Source organism: Caballeronia sp. EK (genome assembly GCF_014384845.1).
In the GTDB taxonomy this organism is placed as follows: domain Bacteria; phylum Pseudomonadota; class Gammaproteobacteria; order Burkholderiales; family Burkholderiaceae; genus Caballeronia; species Caballeronia jiangsuensis.
On sequence record NZ_JACSUE010000006.1, the window covers coordinates 444,699 to 464,401 of the forward strand.

Consider the following 19,703-nt stretch of genomic DNA (forward strand, 5'->3'; position numbering starts at 1 on the left):
TGGAAATAATTTCCGGGCGTCCAACGAGGCGGTCGGAAGTATCAGGGTTTTCCGAAGGAGACACGGAAGATGAAATCCGATCAGGTGATCGTCAGCTTTCGCGGCGTGCGAAAGACCTACGACGGTGAAACGCTCGTCGTCAAGTCGCTCGATCTCGATATCTATCAGGGCGAATTCCTCACGCTGCTCGGGCCGTCCGGCTCCGGCAAGACCACCTGCCTCATGATGCTCGCCGGCTTCGAGTTCCCCACCGGCGGCGAGATCTGGCTCGACGGCAAGCTGCTCAACAAGGTGCCGCCGCACAAGCGCGACATCGGCATGGTGTTTCAGAACTACGCGCTCTTTCCGCATCTGTCGGTGCAGCAGAACGTCGAATATCCGCTGACGGTGCGCAAGATGTCCGCCGAAGAGCGCGCGCATCGCGTGAACAACGCGCTCAAGATGGTGCGCATGGAAAGCTTCGCGAAGCGTTACCCGGCGCAGCTTTCCGGCGGACAGCAGCAGCGTATCGCGCTGGCGCGCGCCCTCGTGTTCGAGCCCAAGCTCGTGCTGATGGACGAGCCGCTCGGCGCGCTCGACAAGCAGTTGCGCGAGCACATGCAAATCGAACTCAAGGCGCTGCACGAGAAGCTCGGCGTGACCTTCGTCTACGTCACGCACGATCAGGGCGAGGCGCTCACGATGTCCGATCGCGTCGCGGTGTTCGACAAGGGCATCGTGCAGCAACTCGACACCGTCGATCATCTGTATGAAGCGCCCTGCAACGAGTTCGTCGCGAACTTCATCGGCGACAGCAACCGGCTGCGCGGCACCATCGAACAGATTCAGGGCGACTTCTGCGACCTCCGTCTCGCCGACGGCACGCGTTTGTCCGGTCTCAACGTCGCGAATGCGAAACCGGGCGCGCCGGCCATCGCGTGTATTCGTCCGGAGCGCATGAAGCTCACGCAGGGCAACGGCCATGCGAACGGCAACATCAACGCGCTCGCGGGCGAAGCGAAGAGCCTCATCTATTTCGGCGATCACGTCCGCATGCGCTGCGGCGTGCGCGAGCAGGACGAATGCTTCGTCAAGGTGCCGCTCGGCACTGCGGCGCTCGACGGCTTCACGCCCGGCGCGCCCATCGCGCTCGAATTCGCGCCCGAGCATTTGCGTGTGTTCGCCTGAATCTCGATCGGGCGTCGCGCTTCCCACGTAGGTCCACTGACAAAACCAAGTCGAAGAAGAGAGGAAACCATCATGAAGAAGTTCGCACTGTGTTCCATGGCGGCTGCGCTCGCGTGCGTGTCGGCGGCGTCGGGGGCGGCGGAAATCACCGTCGTCAATTTCGGCGGCGCGAACGGCGACGCGCAGAAGGTCGCGTTCAATCAGCCGTTCGAGCAATCGTCCAAGAACAAGGTCACGGCCGTCGAATACAACGGCGAGCAGGCCAAGGTCAAGGCGATGGTCGAAGCGAAGCACGTGAACTGGGACGTGGTCGAAGTCGAATCGGGCGATCTCGGCCGCGGCTGCGACGAAGGTCTCTATGAAAAGCTCGACTGGTCGAAGATCGGCAAGAAGTCGGACCTCGTGCCCGAATCGCCGCAGACCTGCGGCGTCGGCTTCTTCGTGTGGTCGACGGCGCTCGCCTACAACGGCGACAAGCTGAAGTCCGCGCCGGCAGGCTGGGCGGACTTCTGGGACACGAAGAAATTCCCCGGCAAGCGCGGCATGCGCAAGGGCGCGCGCTACAACCTCGAATTCGCGCTGATGGCCGACGGCGTCGCGCCGAAGGACGTCTACAAGGTGCTCGGCACGAAGGCCGGCGCGGACCGCGCGTTCAAGAAGCTCGACGAACTCAAGCCGAGCATTCAGTGGTGGGAGGCCGGCGCACAGCCGCCGCAGTTCCTCGTCGCGGGCGATGTCGTGATGTCCACCGCGTATAACGGCCGCATCGACGCGGCGCGCAAGGAAGGCAAGAACCTGAAGGTCGTGTGGAACGGCAGCATCTACGACCTCGACTACTGGGCGATTCCGAAGGGCTCGCCGAACAAGGACGTCGCGCAGCAGTTCATCGCGTATTCGGTGTCGCAGAAGCCGCAGGAAGTCTACGCGAAGAATATCGCGTACGGCCCGGTGAACAAGGCCGCGATCTCCGCGCTGGACGCGAAGACCAAGGCCGACATGCCGAACTCGCCGGATAACGCGAAGAACGCGGTGCTGCAGGACATGGCGTTCTGGACCGATCACGGCGACGAACTCGAGCAGCGCTTTACCGCGTGGGCGTCGAAGTAAGGGCGTCATAAGCAGAAAGACGGTCGCGCTTTTCGAAAGCGCGACCGCAAAGAAGGAGACTCAAGCGTGAACACCATGACGATCCCCGCGGAAGAATCGCGCGAATCGAGCGCGCGTCTGAAGCGCGAACTGAAGATCGCCGATGCGAAGAAGCGCGCCATGGCGCTCATGCTCATCGCGCCGCTCGCCATTTTTCTGTTTTTGATTTTCGTGGTGCCGATCGGCGCGCTGCTCACACGCGCGATCGAAAATCCCGAAGTGGCGAACGCGCTGCCGCACACCGGCGCGGCGCTCGCGAAATGGGACCGCAAGACGCCGCCATCGGATGAAGCGTATGCCGCGCTCGCGCAGGACCTCACGACGATCTCGGAAGGCGAATCGATGGGCGCCCTCGCGCGGCGTCTGAACACCGAAATTCCGGGCTATCGCTCGCTCGTTGCGAAAACCGCGCGCGCGATGCCGCTCAACGGCGACGACGGCAAGCCGCTGCCCGCCGCGCAGATCAAGGCGAAGATCGTCGAACTCGACGACCGCTGGAACGATCCCGTCTATTGGCAGGCGATCGCGAAGAACGCGGGCCGCTATTCGCCGTTTTATATCCTCGCGTCGCTGGATCACAAGCAGGACGGCTTCGGCAATATCGTTCACGCGGACCCGGATCAGTCGATCTATCTCAACGTCTTCGGCCGCACTTTCGTGATCGGCGTGGGCGTGACGCTGTTCGCGCTGCTGCTCGGCTATCCGCTCGCCTACTGGATTTCGACGCTGCCCGAACGCCGCGCGAACCTCGTGATGGTGCTCGTGCTGATTCCGTTCTGGACATCGGTGCTGGTGCGCGTCGCCGCGTGGATCGTGCTTCTGCAAAGCGAAGGGCTCGTGAACAAGGCGCTGCTCGGCAGCGGGCTGATCGGCTCGCCGCTCTCGCTGCTCTTCAATCGCGTGGGCGTCTATATCTCGATGACGCACATCCTGCTGCCCTTCATGATCCTGCCGCTCTATAGCGTGATGAAGTCCGTTCCGCCGACCTATCAGCGCGCGGCCGTTTCGCTCGGCAGTCATCCGTTCGCGGCGTTCTGGCGCGTCTACGTGCCGCAGACTTATCCGGGCATCGGCGCGGGCGTGCTGCTCGTGTTCATTCTCGCGATCGGTTACTACATCACGCCGGCGCTGCTCGGCGGGCCGAACGATCAGATGGTCAGCTATTACATCGCCTACTTCACCAACGTGACGATCAACTGGGGCATGGCATGCGCGCTCGGCGCACTGCTGCTCGCCGCGACACTGCTGCTCTACGTGGTCTATGGACGCTTCACGCGCTCCAACGTGAGCCTGGGGTAAAGAAAGATGAAACTCGCCAAACCGATGTTCGCGCCGCACACGTCCGCGATCGAACGCATCTGGTATTTTGCGTTGCGCATCATCTGCGTGCTGACGCTGCTTTATCTGATTTTGCCCGTGCTCGCGATCGTGCCGCTGTCGTTTTCGTCGAGCACGTTCCTGGTCTATCCGATTCCGGGCTGGTCGATGCGCTGGTACCACAACCTCGTCATGTCCGACGAGTGGCGCATGGCGGCAAAGAACAGCTTCATCGTTGCGCCGTCGGCCACGCTCGTCGCGACGATCCTCGGGACGCTCGCGGCGGTCGGGCTCACGAAGGCGAATTTCCTCGGCAAGAGCGTGCTGATGGCCGTGCTCATCTCGCCGATGATCGTTCCGGTGATCGTGGTTGGCGTCGGCATGTATCTGTTCTTCGCGCCGCTCGGCATCGCCAATACGTACTTCGGGCTGATTCTGGCGCACGCGGCGCTTGGCGTGCCGTTCGTCGTGACGACGGTCGGCGCGACGCTGCAGAATTTCAACTACAACCTCGTGCGGGCGAGTCAGTCGCTTGGCGCGAGCCCGTTGAAAACCTTCTTTCGCGTGACGCTGCCGGTCATTGCGCCGGGCGTGATCTCGGGCGCGCTGTTCGCGTTCGCCACTTCTTTCGATGAAGTGGTTGTCACGCTGTTTCTCGCCGGCGCCGATCAGACGACGCTTCCGCGGCAGATGTTCACCGGCATTCGCGAAAACATCAGCCCGACGATCGCCGCGCTCGCGACGATCCTCATCGTGTTTTCGACGAGCCTGCTGCTTGCGCTCGAATGGCTGCGAGGTCGTGCGGCGGCGCGTGCGATCGCTTAGCGGAGTGGTCCGAAGAAGGCATCGCGGACCGGCGCGCCCCTCTGAGAGGCCGACTTGCCGGACCATTCACGTCAGTCGAAAACAAAACCATCGCGGCGCTGGGTGATTGCGGCTGAGAACGCCGTTTGTGTCGGTCCGCGAGCCACCTTACGAACCGCTTGAACGCCCGCCAGTGAAGGCGCTGCGTGGGTCCTCGCTTCCGTTCGATTGATTATTCGCAGCAACGGGATAGTGTATTCACTGATGCAGTATTTATCGGAATGTGCTTAATGACGTACGTTCTAGGTCGAGTCAAAGCCTGGAACAATGCCATGACAGCTTTTTCGAAAAGAGCGGACCCGTGGTCACAGACGGTTCACCTGCTCGAAGCGATGCCGATGGACATCGCTCGCACAGCCCCATCCCAGAAATCCGCGCGCGCCGAAAACGCGTTCCTGGAGCGTCTGACGCGCGACTGGAATCGCACGCACCCGCATCAGGTGGACGATCGGCTGCCGTTTCCGCAAGCGATCGTGCGCGTGATCGAGCGTCCGAGCAGCGCGACGGCGCTCGTGTACTGGTCCGATCCCGGTACGTGCCACTACGGTTATCAGGGCTGGCGCGCCACGACCGCGACGGCGGAAGGCGTCTGCTCGCTCTCCGGGATGCCGATTCATCGTGGCGATCAGGTCTATCGGCCGTCGCAGCGTGATCCGAAGCCGCAGAACGCGGCCGCGATGATCCTGGCCGACGCGATGCCGAAGAACGCCGAGGAAATGGAAGTCGACCTGCAAGGTTGACGAGCGACGGGAAATGGAGCGGCATCGTCAGTCGATGCCGCTTCTGCCGGCGTGCGCGTTCAATATCCGACCGTGATGCGCTGGCGGATATGCGCGCCGCTCTGGAATTCGTCGAGGAAGGCGATCGCGTAATCATCGAACGAAATCCAGCTCCGCCCGCCGTTATCGACGAGCAGTTCGTCAACGCCGAGCCGGAATTTTTGCGTGCGCGGCCCGGGCATGAACTCGGCCGACGGCGAAACGAAGGTCCAGTCCACATCGCGTTCGCGGCGTAGCGCATCCAGAAACGCTGCGCCCGCCGTGGCTTCCGGCTTGTACGCATCGGGAAAATCCGGCAGATCGAGCACGCGCTGACCGGGCGCCGCGTACAGGCTCCCCGCGCCGCCGACGACCAGAAGGCGCTGCACGCCGGCGCGCTTCACCGGTCCGACTATCGCGCTTTCCGATACCGTGGCGAAGCGCGTCGCGCTGAACACCGCGTCGTGTCCCGCGAGCACGGTGGCCATTGCGTCCGCATTCAGCACATCGACGTCGTGCGCGCTGACGCGGTCCCGCTTTTCAAGGCTGGACGTGTCGCGCGCGATCGCGCTGACCGTGTGTCCGCGCCGCAACGCCTCCTCCATCAGCCGGCTGCCGACATTACCCGTCGCCCCGATGATCGCGATTTTGCTCATGCCACATTCTCCTTTCCTTTTACGGCGTTCGCACCGGCGGCGTCGAATCAGCCGGTTTTTGTTGCAGGAAAATAAACCGTGGCCTGGCAAGCGCTTTTGATAGCGTTTGTTTCCACATCAGACGAAATCGGGGAATCAATTAGCGCACGGTCATTTGTAAAAGCATACGTAAGGACATATGGTCATGCAATTTCCGGGCCGATTCCAGCCCTTCAGCGCAATATCGACACACCGTTGTCATATTCAAATTGCGCTTTCGGAAACGCAGGCCGCCGTTACACTAGAGGCCCCGCACTCTCTCGAAACGCAAGATAGCGGCGATTACCGGCGCGCCGCGTACAGCGGTTTCGGAGCGAGTTCCCAAATCGAAGTCGCCAAAATGTCATGACATTGGTTTATATTGCAGTTCCTCGCCGCTCCATTACCGGAAGGAGTAAATCGTGAAGAATCCGCAATTGCAGGGTGCCATCGAAGGACGCGACAATCCGGCAGGCGAAACCGCCTACGAGCCGATTCCGATTCGCGCAGTCTCAAAGGAGTCCGGTGATGAACCCGGATACTCCGATTCGCTGGACATCCCGCTCAATTACGGCATCGTGATGGACGCAGTCAGAGACGCGGTTCGCGCAAATCCCTGAACGTTCAAGTTTTCATGCGAAGCGCCCCACTCGGGGCGCTTTTTTTTCGCCCACGCGCGGCATTCGCGGCGAGCCGCGACCTTGCCAAATGGCAACAATCGCCGCTGTTTTAGTACGACCAATCAACCATTTCGCTGAGCCTATCGCTCGTGCGATACCGCCATAAGTCAATCGGTGCGAATCAGAGCCGACACCCCGATCCAGTGCATTAACGAGATGGTACACTGCCGCCTCCGCCGCGCCGGGCGGGCCGCGCCCAAATTTCGAGACGGGCGTATAGATGTCTATATTTCGTCCATCCCATCGGCGTTGAACGCCCGAATTGGGTCGTCTGTCGCGTCTTGTTCGCCCGATCCGACAAAGAAATGCGCTGCTAGTCTTTCCACTGGCGAAAACAATCGCATTGAAGTAAGTTCAGACGTGTAATAGCGCCTGGACAAACGTCCGGATCAATGCTCGCGGGTTAAAGGGATGGCCGGCGAAGACGTTAACAAGACTGATCAACAACGCGCTGTGGCTCGCGCCCTGCCGAACCCAAACATGGCCGCTATTTTCAATTACCTGTTGGACAGTCAGATTTCCCGGCAATGGCGAGGCCTTCTGGCCGCCCTTGCGGACGAATTCGAAGCGCAGATCGGGCGCAACGAACTGCGTCAGTTGATGCATCGCGTGGGCAGCCGCTTCGCCGAAGCCCGGCCGTTGCCGCCCTGCGATTCGACAGCAGCGCTCGCCGACGCGCTCAACGCGTTGTGGCGCGACACCGACTGGGGCTTCGTCGAGCTTGCCGATGAACGCGACTATCTGAGCATCGTGCATTACTGCGCGCCGCTGCCCGCCTTCGGCGAAAGCGCGCTCGCGTGGACGCCCGCGTTTCTCGAAGGCGCGTACCAGCAGTGGCTCGCCGCGCTCGGCGCGCAAGGTCTCGCGATCCGGCAGGCGAGCGAGTTCGGCGACGACGCGGCCATCGAATTCAGGCTCGCGCGCGTCGCGGCCTGAAGCGTCTTCAGCGCAATCCGACCGCCGCCTCGATGCGGCGGCATCGAGCGCCCGCTAAGGGCGGCTCCAAACAAGCAGCATCGGCCAGGCAGCAAGAATAGGCACGACGAGGAAGCGGCATCATGAATACTTCGCGCGACATCGAGAAGCTGTTCGATCATTTCGGCGGCAATGCAGGCGATTATCAGGAAATCGGACGAGAGAACGAGGCCAAGACGGCGCGCACCCGCTGGCCGCTGCTCGCCACGCTCGACTTCGCACAGCCGGCGATTCCCGAGATCGCGCCGCGCCGCGACGTGCAGCTGAACGCCGCGCGGCCGCGTCCGGATGCAGCGTCCGGGGAGCCCGCCGAAAAGCCGACGCCGATTCATCGTGGCAAGCAGCCGCTCTTCACGCGGCCGCATCGCCGTACTATTCCGCCCGTCAATCCGCCGGCCGCCGAGTCGCTGAGCGCGTTGCGTTTCTCGGCGCCCGGCGAATCGGCGTCGAACGAAACCGGAACGATTGCGGATTCGGCTTCTACGGCCACCGCAAGCGTGCCGCCGGTCAAGGCGCCCGTCGCGCCGGTCGAATCGAAGCCCGTGGCGGCTGACGCCAGCCCCGCTGCGTCCGCCACCTTCGGCTCGAGCTTTCTGGCGCGCCGCGCGCCCGCTCAGGTTGCGCCCGTGACGCCCGCCGCCCCGACGCCGCGCGCGCCCGAACCGGCCTCCGCCGCGCCGCAGTCGATCCTCGGCAAGCTCTTCAGGCAGCCGGCCCAGACCGTCCCGAGCGCGCCGGCAGGTTCGCTCGACGCCGTGTTCGAGCGCCTGCGCCACGCCCGTCCGCAAGGCGACGAATCCACGAACAAGCACGCAGGCGCCGGCCACGCCGGTCACGCAAGCCGCCTCTCACGCTCATGAAAGTCATCACGGTAGTTTCCGCGAAGGGCGGCGTCGGCAAGACGACGCTCGCCGCCAATCTCGCTTCGGTGCTCGCCGCGCGTAGCCGTCGCGTGATCGTGCTCGATCTCGATCCGCAGAACGCGCTGCGCCTGCATTTCGGCATTCCGCTCGACAGCATCGACGGCATTTCGCGCGCGACGCTCGCGGGCGACCCGTGGCAAACGGTGATGTTCGACGGCGTCGATGGCGTGACCGTGCTGCCCTACGGCGCCGTGATCGAGGACGACCGCCGCCGCTTCGAGGCGCTCGTCGACAACGATCCCGCGTGGCTCGCGCATTCGCTCCAGTCGCTCGCGCTCGACGCCAGCGACATCGTGATCGTCGACACGCCGCCGGGCTCGTCCGTCTACACGCGCACCGCGCTGACGGCGGCGAACTTCGCGCTGAACGTCGTGCTGGCCGATGCCGCGTCCTATGCCGCGATTCCCGGCATGGAGCGCATGGTCGATGCCTACGCCGCGCCGCGCCAGGATTTCGGCGGCCAGGGCTATGTCGTGAATCAGGTCGATCAGTCGCGCCAGTTGAGCAAGGACGTGCTGAAGGTGCTGCGCAACATGCTCGGCACGAAGCTGTTCCCGGGCGTGATCCATCAGGACGAGGGCGTCTCCGAGTCGCTCGCGTGCGACACGACGCTCATTCATTACGACCCGCTTTCGCAAGCCGCCGCCGATCTGCGCGCGTGCGGCGACTGGCTCCTTTCGGCCGTCGATGCGATGGCTGCCTCGTCGAGGAAGCTCGCATGAGTTCCACCAAGATCCCCTCGCCCGAAACCGAGGTCAGCGTCGCGACCTCGCGCCTCGAACGTTTCGTCGATGCGGGCATCTGGGGCAGCCGCGTCCTCGTGATCCTCCTCACGATCTTCGCCGCGTTCGCGCTGTATTTCGTCGTCACGGTGCCGCTCGCGTTCGGTCAGCAGCTCGCCTTCGCGACGATCTGCTTCGTCTGCGCGCTCGGTTTTCGCCGGCTGCAAGGCCAGTACGCGACGCTTGTGATGATCATGCTGTCGATCGTCGCGTCGGGCCGCTACATGTTCTGGCGTCTCACCGAAACGACTTATTGGGAGCGTCCGCTCGACGCCGCATGGGGTCTGTTGCTCGTCGCGGCCGAAGTCTACGCGTCGCTCGTGCTTCTGCTCGGCTACTTCCAGACCGCGTGGCCGTTGAAGAGAAAGCCGCTGCCGCTGCCCGCCGACCGCAGCCAGTGGCCGACCGTCGATGTCTTCATCCCGACCTACAACGAGCCACTCTCGGTCGTGAAGCCGACGATCTACGCGGCGCTCGCGCTCGACTATCCGGCCGACAAGCTCGCCATCCACGTGCTCGACGACGGCCGCCGTCCCGAGTTCAAGACGTTCTGCGAGGAAGTCGGCGTCAACTGGACGATCCGCACGCACAATCGTCACGCGAAGGCCGGCAACATCAACGAGGCGCTGAAGATCACGAAGGGCGAGTTCCTCGCGATCTTCGACTGCGACCACATTCCGACGCGCTCCTTCCTGCAGATCTGCCTCGGCTGGTTCCTGCGCGACAAGCTGCTGTCGATGCTGCAGACGCCGCACCACTTCTTCTCGCCCGATCCGTTCGAGCGCAATCTCGGCACGTTCCGGAAGGTGCCGAACGAAGGCGAGCTGTTCTACGGCCTCGTCCAGGACGGCAACGATCTCTGGAACGCGACCTTCTTCTGCGGCTCGTGCGCGGTGCTGCGCCGTTCGATGGTGGAAGAGATCGGCGGCATCGCGGTCGAAACCGTGACGGAAGACGCGCATACCGCGCTCAAGCTGCATCGGCTCGGCTATACGACCGCGTATCTCGCGATTCCGCAGGCGGCGGGCCTCGCGACCGAAAGCCTCTCGGGGCATATTGGCCAGCGCATCCGCTGGGCGCGCGGCATGACGCAGATTTTCCGGATCGATAATCCGCTCACCGGCAAGGGCCTCAAGATCGGCCAGCGGCTTTGCTATCTGAACGGCATGCTGCACTTCTTCTACGGCGTGCCGCGGCTCGTGTTCCTCACCGCGCCGCTGTCGTATCTGTTCTTCGGCGCGCACGTGATCGAAGCGGCGGCGAGCACCATCGCGATCTTCGCGCTGCCGCACATGATGCACGCGAGCATCACCAATTCGCGCATGCAGCGCAGCTTCCGCCACTCGTTCTGGGCCGAAGTGTACGAGTCGGTGCTCGCGTCGTATATCACCGCGCCGACGCTGCTCGCGGTCATCAACCCGAAGCTCGGCAAGTTCAACGTGACGGCCAAGGGCGGCCAGATCGCGAAGGATTACTTCGACTGGTACATCTCGCGGCCGTATCTGTTCCTGCTGCTATTGAACCTGCTCGGCTTCGTCGCGGGCGTCGTGCATATCGTCATGTACTGGCATATCCGCAGCGAGGTGAACACGACCATCCTCAACCTCTGCTGGACGGTCTACAACATGCTGATTCTCGGCGCGTCGGTGGCGGCGGCGAGCGAGCGCAAGCAGGTGCGCGCGACGCATCGCGTGACGATGAAGATGCCCGTGATGCTCAAGTTCTCGACCGGCCGCACGCTCGCGTGCGAGACCATCGACTATTCGGAAGGCGGCGTCGGCGTCGCGCTGCCGAGCAAGCTCGAAGTGCCGATGCACGAGCGCGTGACCGTCTCCCTTTTTCGCGGCGACGAGGAATATGCGTTCCCGGCGACCGTCGGCTATACCGAGCCGGGCCGCGTCGGCCTGCGTTTCTCGCAACTCACGCGCGAGCAGGAATACGACTTCGTCAAGACCACTTTCGCGCGCGCGGATGCCTGGACCGGCTGGTCCGAGGGACGCCGCCCGGATACGCCGCTGCGCGGACTGTCGCACGTGCTCTTGGTGGGCACGCGCGGCATTGCGGGATTGTTCGAGCATTTGTACAGCGACCTTCGTACCTGGATGAACAAGCGCCCAGTCGATGTGAAGAAGCTGAAAACCAAAGACCAATAATGGGCACGGGTATGTCGAAGTTGCGCGTTGAAAAACAAACGGGCGAGCGCGCGCCGCGTTTTTGCGAAAGACCGCTGGGCCGCGCGCTGGCCGTTTTGATGGCCTTGCAGACCGCATTCGCAGCGCCGATCGCTTCGGCGGCCGCCGAAGCGAACGCGGCATCGGGAAGCGTCCCGCCGGCCACGCAGCAGGCAACCGGCGTCGGCGCCGTGCCTGCGCCGAGTCCGGCCGTGGTGTACAACCCCGCCGCGATCCAGCAGCCGGTGCTCGCGATGCCCGTTCCCGCGTTCTCCGGCAAGCCCGACAAGCCGCTCACCTCGCGCATCCCGACGACCGCCGATCCCGGCACGCTCGTGCCCGGCGGACGCCGTCAGACGCTGACTTTCGCCGATTACGGCGCGCTCGATCCGCTGCAACTGCGCGGCACCGACGGCCAGAACGGCATCGCGTTCTCGGTGCGCGGCGACGAAGTCGTGACCGGCGCGATCCTGCATCTGATCTATAGCTATTCGCCGTCGCTCCTTCCCTCGATCTCGCAACTGAAGGTGCTCATCAACGGCGAAGTGGCCGCGACGCTGCCGGTGCCGCGCGATCAAGCCGGCGTGCTGGTCGCGCGCGACGTGGCGATCGATCCGCGCTTCATCACCGAGTTCAATCACCTCAACGTTCAACTGATCGGCCATTACACGCAGCAGTGCGAGGACCCGTCGAGCTCGACGCTCTGGGCGACCGTCAGCAACGCGAGCTCGCTCGATCTCACGTATGCATCGATCGCGAACAAGCCCGATCTCGCCGCCCTGCCGCAGCCGTTCTTCGACCGACGCGACGTGCGCCGGCTCGAACTGCCGTTCGTGTTCGCGGGCAAGCCGAGTCTCGCCGCGCTGGAATCGGCGGGCATGGTCGCGTCGTACTTCGGCTCGCTCGCAGGTTATCGCGGCGCGATTTTTCCGGCGCAGACCGATAACGTGCCGCTGTCGGGCAATGCCGTGGTGTTCGCCACCGGCGATACGAAGATCGCGGGCGTCGATATTCCGCCGGTTTCCGGTCCGACCATCGCGCTCGTCGAACGCGATGCGAGCGCGCGTGGCCGCCTCCTGCTCGTGCTCGGCCGCGACGACAACGAGCTGAAGACCGCCGCGAAGGCGCTCGGCGTCGGCCAGAACACGCTGTCCGGCACGAGCGCGACGATCACGCAGTTCACCGACCTGCAGCCGCGCCGTCCTTACGACGCGCCGAACTGGCTGCCGACCGATCGCCCCGTGCGTTTCGGCGAACTTGCGGAAGCGCGCGATCTGACCGCCCACGGCTACGATGCCGACGCCGTGCGCGTGAACCTGCGCGTGCCGCCCGATCTCTTCATGTGGCAGACGAAGGGCGTGCCGGTCGACCTCCGCTATCGGTATACCGTGCGGCCGGCGCCGGACCGCTCGTCGCTCAATATCAGCGTGAACAACGGCTTCGTGCAGTCGCTGCGCATTCCGGCGGTGTCCACATCGACGTTCGATCTCGGCCAGTATTTCAGCCGCGTGCTGCCGGACAAGACTGTCGCCGCGCGCCGCGAAATCTATCTGCCGCCGCTCCTCATCACGCCGCGCGCGCAGTTGCGCCTGCACTTCTACTACGACATCCCGAAGACCGGCGAATGCCAGGGGCGCGTGCTGGATAACGTCGTCGGCGCGGTGGATCCGAATTCGACCATCGATCTTTCCGGCTTCCCGCACTACATGGCGCTGCCCGATCTGGCCGCGTTCGCGAACGGCGGCTTTCCGTTCACGCGCTTAGCCGATCTTTCGCAGACGGCGGTCGTGTTGCCGACCGAGCCGAATTCGGCCGACTACAGCCTGTATCTGCTGGAGATGGGCCGCATGGGCGCATCGACGGGCTATCCGGTGACGGGCGTCACCGTGACGAGCGCGAACGATGTCGACCGTTTCGCCGACAAGGATCTGCTGATCCTCGGTTCGCCGGGCCGTCAGCCGCTCCTGCAGCGCTGGTCCAAGCAGATGCCCTTCTCCGGCGACGGCGACGCGCGCACCTTCCAGCTCTCCGATGTCGCGTTCAAGCTCGTCGACTGGTGGCATGGCGAACAAGGCCCGGAACGCTCGCCTGCGCGGGCGGACCTTTCGCTCGTGAGCTCCAACGGCGACGCGCTCCTGACCGGCTTCGAATCGCCGCTGAAGAGCGGACGCAGCGCGGTGGCGCTGATCAGCGCGGCCGGCCAGTCCGACGCCGATCTGTCCGCCGCCCTGCTCGACAACGATCTGCTGCCTTCCATCCAGGGCGCGATGGCCGTGATCCACGGCCGCACCGTGACGGTCACGTCGAACGGCGAGGCGTATTACGTCGGCCATCTGTCGCCGATGCATTACATGCGCTGGGCGCTGTCGTCGCATCCGCTTTTGCTGGTGCTCGGCGGCGTGCTCGCCGCGCTCATCATCGCCGCCCTGTTCTACCGTGCGCTGCGCTCGATCGCCGCACGGCGCCTGAGGGACTGATATGCGGGTATCCACCGCCAAGTTTTTCGCTGGTGCATTCATCGCCGCGTCATCGGCAGGCACGCAGGCCGCGCAGCAATGCGACTGGCCCGCGTATCGCCTCTTCGTCGAGCGCGTCGTGCAGGCCGATGGCCGCGTGGTCGATCGCTCCACCGACGCGCAGCAGACCACGTCCGAAGGACAGTCCTATGCGATGTTCTTCGCGCTCGTCGCGAACGACCGCGCGACGTTCGACCGGCTGCTCGGCTGGACGCGCACGAATCTGTCCGCCAATCAGTTCGATGCGAGCAACCTGCGCCTGCCCGCGTGGCAATGGGGCAGAAGGCAGGACGGCTCGTTCGGCGTGATGGACCCGAACTCGGCCTCCGATTCGGACCTGTGGATCGCCTACGACCTCTTCCAGGCCGGCCGCCTGTGGAAGGAGCCGATGTACACGAAGCTTGCCTACGCGCTCGCGACGCAGATCGTGAAGCAGGAAATCGTCGATCTGCCGGGCCTGGGTCCGATGCTCCTGCCGGGGCCGCAAGGCTTTCGCGTGGGTGACATCACGCGCCTGAATCCGAGCTATCTGCCGCTGCCGGTCCTGCGCGGCCTCGCGCACGAGATGCCCGACGGCCCGTGGGCGAAGCTCGCGCAAAACGCCGCGAAGATGATCAGGGTCACGTCGCCGCGCGGCTATGCGCCGGACTGGGCCGCTTACCAGAACGGCCAGTTCGTCGTCGATCCGAAGAACGGCGATGTCGGCAGCTACGACGCGATCCGCGTGTATCTGTGGGCCGGCATGGCGTCGGCCAGCGATCCGCTCGCGCGTGCGTGGCTCGACGCGCTCGGCGGCATGCGCCAGAGCGTCGCGCAGACGGGCTTTCCGCCGGAGAAAGTTTCGACCATCAGCGGCGCGGCGAGCGGCGAAGGTCCGCTGTCGTACTGGGGCGCGCTGGCGCCGTACTTCAAGGCGCTGAACGACGAACGCGGCCTCGGCCTCGCGCGCACCCATCTCGAAGCGCTGGTCGCGCCGCCGGGCGCGGGACGCGAGCCGGTCTACTACGACCGCGTGCTCGGTCTGTTCGGCGGCGGTTTCGTCGACGGGCGCTATCGCTTCGATGAAAACGGCCGTCTGGCGCCGAACTGGAGAAGCGCATGCTGATCCGGACTCGCAAACGCGTCATCGCGGCGCTGCTCTGTGCAGCGCCGGCAATGGCCTTCGCTCAGGCCGCGACCGATCCGCTGAGCGTGCTCATCGATCAGGGCAAGTACTGGCAGGCGCATCGCCGCGGCGACCTCGCGGAGCAGGCGTGGCAAAAGGTGCTGCGCATCAATCCGAAACAGCCCGATGCGCTCTTCGGCATGGGCATGGTGCTCGCCGACCGCAAGGACGGCAGCGGCGCGCAGCAGTATCTCGCGCAGTTGCGTCAGGTCGCGCCGAACTACCCGAACATCGACGAACTCGGCCGGCGTCTGGGCGAAACCAGCTCGCGCGATCAGACCGTCAACGACGCGCGGCGTCTCGCGCAGAGCGGGCAAAGCGCGTCGGCGGTGCAGGAATACAAGCGCGCGATCGAAGGCAAGCCCGCGACGCCCGAGCTTCAACTGGAGTATTACCAGGCGCTCGCCGCCACGCCGCAAGGCTGGGACGAAGCGCGGCGCGGTCTCGAACAACTGGCGCGCCAGAATCCCGACGATCCACGCTATCAGCTCGCCTATGCGCAGCATCTGACGTATCGCGATACCACTCGGCGCGACGGCATCGCGCGGCTCGCGAAGCTGTCGGGCGATAGCTCCGTCGGCGCGGATGCGAAAAAGAGCTGGCGGCAGGCGCTCCTGTGGCTCGGCGCGCGCGCATCGGATGCGCCGCTCTATCAGGCGTATCTGCAAGTCTCGCCGGATGACGCAGCCGTGAAGGCGCGCTTCGATTCGATGGTTCTGCAGGACAAGTCCGCCCGCGAACGCGCACAGGCCGGCGCTGCCGTCGATGCGCGCGGGCGCACCGTCGCGGAAGGCTTCACCGCGCTCGATCGCGGCGATCTCGTGACGGCGCGCGCACGTTTCTCGTCGGTGCTCGCGAGCGACCCGAACGACGCCGACGCGCTCGGCGGCATGGGCGTCGCGGCGCTCAAGCAGGAACGTTTCGCGGAAGCGCGCACGTATCTCGAACGCGCGTCGCGGGCCGGCAATCCGGCGCGCTGGAAAGACGCGCTCACGAGCGCGACATACTGGACCTATACGAGCGATGCGATCGGCGCGCGCAGCAACGGCCAGATCGCGCAGGCCAAGGCGCTCTTCGAGCGCGCGATCGCGACCAATCCATCCGATGTCACCGCGCAGGTGCTGCTCGGCGAAATGCTGCTGGCGAACGGCGATCCGCGCGGCGCGGAACAGGCGTATCGCATGGCGTTGCGCCGTCAGGCCGACAATCCCGATGCGATCCGCGGGCTCGTCGGCGCACTGGCGGCTCAAGGTCGCGGCGATGAGGCGCTCGAATTCGCCAATCGCCTGAACACGGAGCAGCAGGCGAAAGCGGGCGGCATCAACAAGCTGCGCGGCGAAGCGCAGGCCGCGCAGGCGCGCGCCGCCGAAGCGCGCGGCGATCTCGGCGCGGCGCGCAGTCTCTTCGAAGACGCGCTGCTCAATAATCCCGACGATCCGTGGCTGCGGCTCGACCTCGCGCGCATCTACGTGCGTCAGGGCGCGGTCGGCAATGCGCGCAGCATGATGGACGGCCTGCTCGCCACGCATCCCGACATGACCGACGCGCTCTACGCGAGCGCGCTGCTCTCCGCCGAAACGCAGGACTGGTCGGCGGGCCTTGCTCAACTCGACCGCATTCCCGCCGCGCAGCGCACGCCGGCGATGACCGCGTTGCAGCATCGTCTGTGGGTGCAGCAGCAAGCCGAACTCGCGACGCGCACCGCCGCGGCGGGCCAGCGTCAGCAGGCCTTCGCGATCCTGCGCCGCGCCGAGCCGGTCGCGGCGGGCAACGCGGAACTGATGGGCGCGGTGGCGTCGGCGTATGTCAAGGCGGGCGATCCGGCACGGGCGCTTGCGCTCGTGCGCGGGGCGATCGCCAATGCGCCGAACGACACCGGCTTGTTGCTGCAATACGCTGGCATTCTGTCGGCGACGCAGCAGGACGCCGAACTCGGCTCCGTGATGCGCCGGCTTCAGTCGATGCCGCTCACCACGCAGCAGCGCGCGGACTTCAACAATCTGAACGTGGGTATCGTGGTGGCGCGCGCGGATGTCGTGCGCAGGCAAGGCGATCTCGCCGCCGCCTACGACGTGATTTCGCCGTGGCTCGCCGCGATGCCCGACAACGCCGATCTGCAGGCGGCGCTCGGCCGCATGTACACGTCGGCGGGCGATGACCGCAACGCGCTTACCTGCTATCAGAAAGCGCTGTCGCGCCGTCCCGAGGATATCGGCCTGCAGACGGCGGCGATGTCCGCGGCGAGCGGCATGCGCGATTTCAAGCTGGCCGAGACCTACGCGAATCAGGCGTATGAAGCCGCGCCGAACGATCCCGGCGTGCTCGCCGCGATCGGCCGGATGTATCGCGCGCAAGGCAAGCTCGATCTCGCCGCGCAGTTCCTGCAGCGCTCGCTCATCGCCGCCAATACGCCGGTGCAGGTCGCGTCCGCTCAGGGCCGCGGCAATGTTCCGCCGGGCTGGGAAAGCGCGATGAGCCGCATCGGCTCGAATCCGCTGCCCGGCACCAATCCGTTCGAAGGCAAGACGGCCGTCGATACGGCGTCGAATCCGGCGCTTGCATCGGGCGCGTCTTATCGTCAGGTCCTTCCTCAGAGTTATTCGCAGCCCGTGCCGAACTATCTGCCGCCTCCTCAGCCCGCGCCCTATACGACGCCTTATGTGGCGCCTTCCTCCGCTCCGGCGACGATGCCCAATGCCGTACCGCGTCCGGCTCAGAGCGGTGGATACGGTCCGGACACGTACGGCTCGGGGCAATCGGGCGCGCCGTTGCAACCGTATCCGGGACAGGATGCGGGTGCGTCGGGGGTGTATCCGGCGCAGGGGTATCAGCAGCAACCGCCGGTGTATCAACCGTATCCGCAGCAGCAGGGTTATCCGCAGCAGCAAGGCTATCCGCAGCAGCAGCCTTATCCGCAGCAGGCGCCGTACGCCGCCCAGGATCCGTACGCGGCGCCCTGGCCGATGTCGCCCGGCGCGCGCGATGCGCAGTCGAACGCCTACGCGCCGCTGCCGGCAGCCAGCACGACGAAGAAGAAGCAGGCGTCATCGCGCAAGACGACGGCGCAGCGTCCCGCCGATCCCTACGCGTACGGCGCGCCGCCACAGCAGCAGCAATACCCGCAGGCGCCCTACGGTCAGCAGCCGTATTACGCGCCGCCGCAACAGTACGCGCAGCAGCCGTATATCCCGCAGCCGCCGGCGGGCTACGCACAGCCTTACTATCCGTCGCAGACGCAGCCCGCTCAGCGCGCCGCTGCGGCCGCGACGATGAGCGCGGGCGGCGCGCCCGTTCCGGTCGCGAATTCGCAGACCGCGGGCGTCGCGGAAGAACTCGCGCAGATCAATCGCGAGCAGGCGAGCACGGTCTCGGGCGGCCTCATCTTCCGCAGCCGCGACGGCGAGGACGGCCTTTCCAACCTGACCGATATCGAAGCGCCCATCGAAGGCCGCATCAAGGCGGGCAACGGGCACGTGATCGTGCGCGCGACGCCCGTCACGCTCGATGCCGGCACCGCGAGCAGCCAGCCGAACACCCTCGCGCGCTTCGGATCGGGTCGGGGCGCGAGCGCCAATCCGCCGACCAACAACTACGGCTCGCAGACGGCGACGGGCGTCGGCCTCTCGGTCGGCTACGAGAATCGCAACTTCAAGGGCGATGTCGGCACGACGCCGCTCGGCTTTCGCGAGACCAACGTCGTCGGCGGATTGCAGTATCAGAACGCGATCAGCGACAAGGTGTCGTACTCGCTCGCCGTCGCCCGCCGCGCGGTGACAGACAGCCTGCTCTCCTACGCCGGCACGCGCGATCAGGGCGCGAACCTCGAATGGGGCGGCGTGACATCGACGGGCGCGCGCGCCGACCTCGGCTGGGACGACGGCACGAGCGGCGTCTACCTGAACGCGGCGTATCAGTTCCTGGACGGCAAGCAGGTCGCGACCAACAACGCGGTGAAGGGCGGCGGCGGCATCTATACGCGCCTGTTCAAGGACGCGGACCAGACGCTGACCGTCGGCGCGAACACCACGCTCATGCACTACGACAAGAACCTGTCGTACTTCACGTATGGGCAAGGCGGCTACTTCAGCCCGCAGCAGTACGTGATCCTGAACTTCCCGGTCGAATACGCGGGACGTACTGGGCTTTTCACCTACGACCTGAAGGGCTCGATCGGCGTGCAACATTATCGTCAGGATGCGTCGAATTATTTCCCGACGAACTCGACGTATCAGTCGATAGCCGCGAACAACGGCACCACGCCGGACGCGGGCGCGGTCTATCCGAGCCAGAGCAAGACGGGCGTTTCGTATTCGCTGAGCGCGACGGGCGAGTATCAGCTCGCGCCGCAACTCGCGTTCGGCGCGACGGCATCGTTCGGCAACGCGTATCAGTATCGCGAGTGGCTCGCCGCCGTGTACGTGCGCTACAGCTTCACGCGTCAGAGCGGCGCGGTGCCGGTCTTCCCGCCTCAGGCGTTCAGCTCGCCGTATCTGTCGCTGTCGAACTGATGTTCTTGCGCGCGCGCTCCGCTTGCAGCTAGGCTTGAGCCCACTGCCGCAAGCGGG

The 19,703-nt window shown here is 65.1% G+C and carries 14 protein-coding genes; 13 read left to right on the forward strand and 1 reads right to left on the reverse strand.

The genetic code is table 11. The features are described 5' to 3' along the window. The first annotated feature begins 69 nt into the window (after positions 1-69). The 5 genes from IAG25_RS20555 (at position 70) to IAG25_RS20575 (ending at position 5,234) form a co-directional block, all read left to right on the forward strand. Complete coding sequence (locus IAG25_RS20555) at positions 70-1,167, forward strand: ABC transporter ATP-binding protein (protein ID WP_187606483.1); 1,098 nt, start codon at positions 70-72, stop codon at positions 1,165-1,167. A gap of 72 nt (positions 1,168-1,239) precedes the next feature. Next, positions 1,240-2,274, forward strand: coding sequence for an ABC transporter substrate-binding protein (locus tag IAG25_RS20560; RefSeq protein WP_187606484.1), 1,035 nt, complete (start codon positions 1,240-1,242; stop codon positions 2,272-2,274). A 66-nt stretch (positions 2,275-2,340) separates the two neighbouring features. Then, positions 2,341-3,612: an ABC transporter permease gene (locus IAG25_RS20565; protein ID WP_187606485.1), complete on the forward strand. Its 1,272-nt coding sequence runs from the start codon at positions 2,341-2,343 to the stop codon at positions 3,610-3,612. Between the two features lie 6 nt (positions 3,613-3,618). Continuing rightward, positions 3,619-4,455, forward strand: a complete 837-nt coding sequence (locus tag IAG25_RS20570) for an ABC transporter permease (RefSeq protein WP_035501577.1) — start codon at positions 3,619-3,621, stop codon at positions 4,453-4,455. Positions 4,456-4,766: 311 nt separating this feature from the next. Next, positions 4,767-5,234: a DUF3331 domain-containing protein gene (locus tag IAG25_RS20575; RefSeq protein ID WP_238217078.1), complete on the forward strand. Its 468-nt coding sequence runs from the start codon at positions 4,767-4,769 to the stop codon at positions 5,232-5,234. Between the two features lie 59 nt (positions 5,235-5,293). Here IAG25_RS20575 and IAG25_RS20580 read toward each other — a convergent pair whose 3' ends face one another. Then, positions 5,294-5,908 carry an NAD(P)-dependent oxidoreductase gene (locus IAG25_RS20580; protein ID WP_187606486.1) on the reverse strand — a complete coding sequence of 205 codons (615 nt, stop codon included), beginning with the start codon at positions 5,906-5,908 and terminating at the stop codon, positions 5,294-5,296. A gap of 440 nt (positions 5,909-6,348) precedes the next feature. On the opposite strand from IAG25_RS20580, the gene IAG25_RS20585 reads away from it, so the two are divergent. The 8 genes from IAG25_RS20585 (at position 6,349) to IAG25_RS20620 (ending at position 19,646) form a co-directional block, all read left to right on the forward strand. Beyond that, on the forward strand, positions 6,349-6,546 hold the full coding sequence (locus tag IAG25_RS20585; protein ID WP_035501573.1) for a hypothetical protein: 198 nt from the start codon (positions 6,349-6,351) through the stop codon (positions 6,544-6,546). Positions 6,547-7,086: 540 nt separating this feature from the next. After that, on the forward strand, positions 7,087-7,542 hold the full coding sequence (bcsD, locus tag IAG25_RS20590; protein ID WP_187606487.1) for a cellulose biosynthesis protein BcsD: 456 nt from the start codon (positions 7,087-7,089) through the stop codon (positions 7,540-7,542). Between the two features lie 122 nt (positions 7,543-7,664). Continuing rightward, positions 7,665-8,441 carry a cellulose biosynthesis protein BcsP gene (bcsP, locus tag IAG25_RS20595; protein WP_187606488.1) on the forward strand — a complete coding sequence of 259 codons (777 nt, stop codon included), beginning with the start codon at positions 7,665-7,667 and terminating at the stop codon, positions 8,439-8,441. After that, a complete protein-coding gene (gene bcsQ, locus IAG25_RS20600) occupies positions 8,438-9,226 on the forward strand; it encodes a cellulose biosynthesis protein BcsQ (RefSeq protein WP_035501571.1) in 789 nt (262 codons plus the stop codon). The genes bcsP and bcsQ overlap by 4 nt, the downstream gene beginning before the upstream one ends. Beyond that, the gene (gene bcsA / locus IAG25_RS20605) at positions 9,223-11,439 is read left to right on the forward strand and encodes a UDP-forming cellulose synthase catalytic subunit (protein ID WP_187606489.1); all 2,217 of its coding nucleotides are present in this window, start codon (positions 9,223-9,225) and stop codon (positions 11,437-11,439) included. The genes bcsQ and bcsA overlap by 4 nt, the downstream gene beginning before the upstream one ends. Next, positions 11,439-13,934 (forward strand): cellulose biosynthesis cyclic di-GMP-binding regulatory protein BcsB, encoded by a 2,496-nt coding sequence (gene bcsB / locus IAG25_RS20610; protein ID WP_187606490.1) that lies wholly within the window; start codon positions 11,439-11,441, stop codon positions 13,932-13,934. The genes bcsA and bcsB overlap by 1 nt, the downstream gene beginning before the upstream one ends. A gap of 1 nt (position 13,935) precedes the next feature. Further along, positions 13,936-15,078, forward strand: a complete 1,143-nt coding sequence (bcsZ, locus tag IAG25_RS20615) for a cellulose synthase complex periplasmic endoglucanase BcsZ (RefSeq protein WP_187606491.1) — start codon at positions 13,936-13,938, stop codon at positions 15,076-15,078. Then, positions 15,072-19,646: a cellulose synthase subunit BcsC-related outer membrane protein gene (locus IAG25_RS20620; RefSeq protein WP_187606492.1), complete on the forward strand. Its 4,575-nt coding sequence runs from the start codon at positions 15,072-15,074 to the stop codon at positions 19,644-19,646. The genes bcsZ and IAG25_RS20620 overlap by 7 nt, the downstream gene beginning before the upstream one ends. Positions 19,647-19,703: the final 57 nt, after the last annotated feature.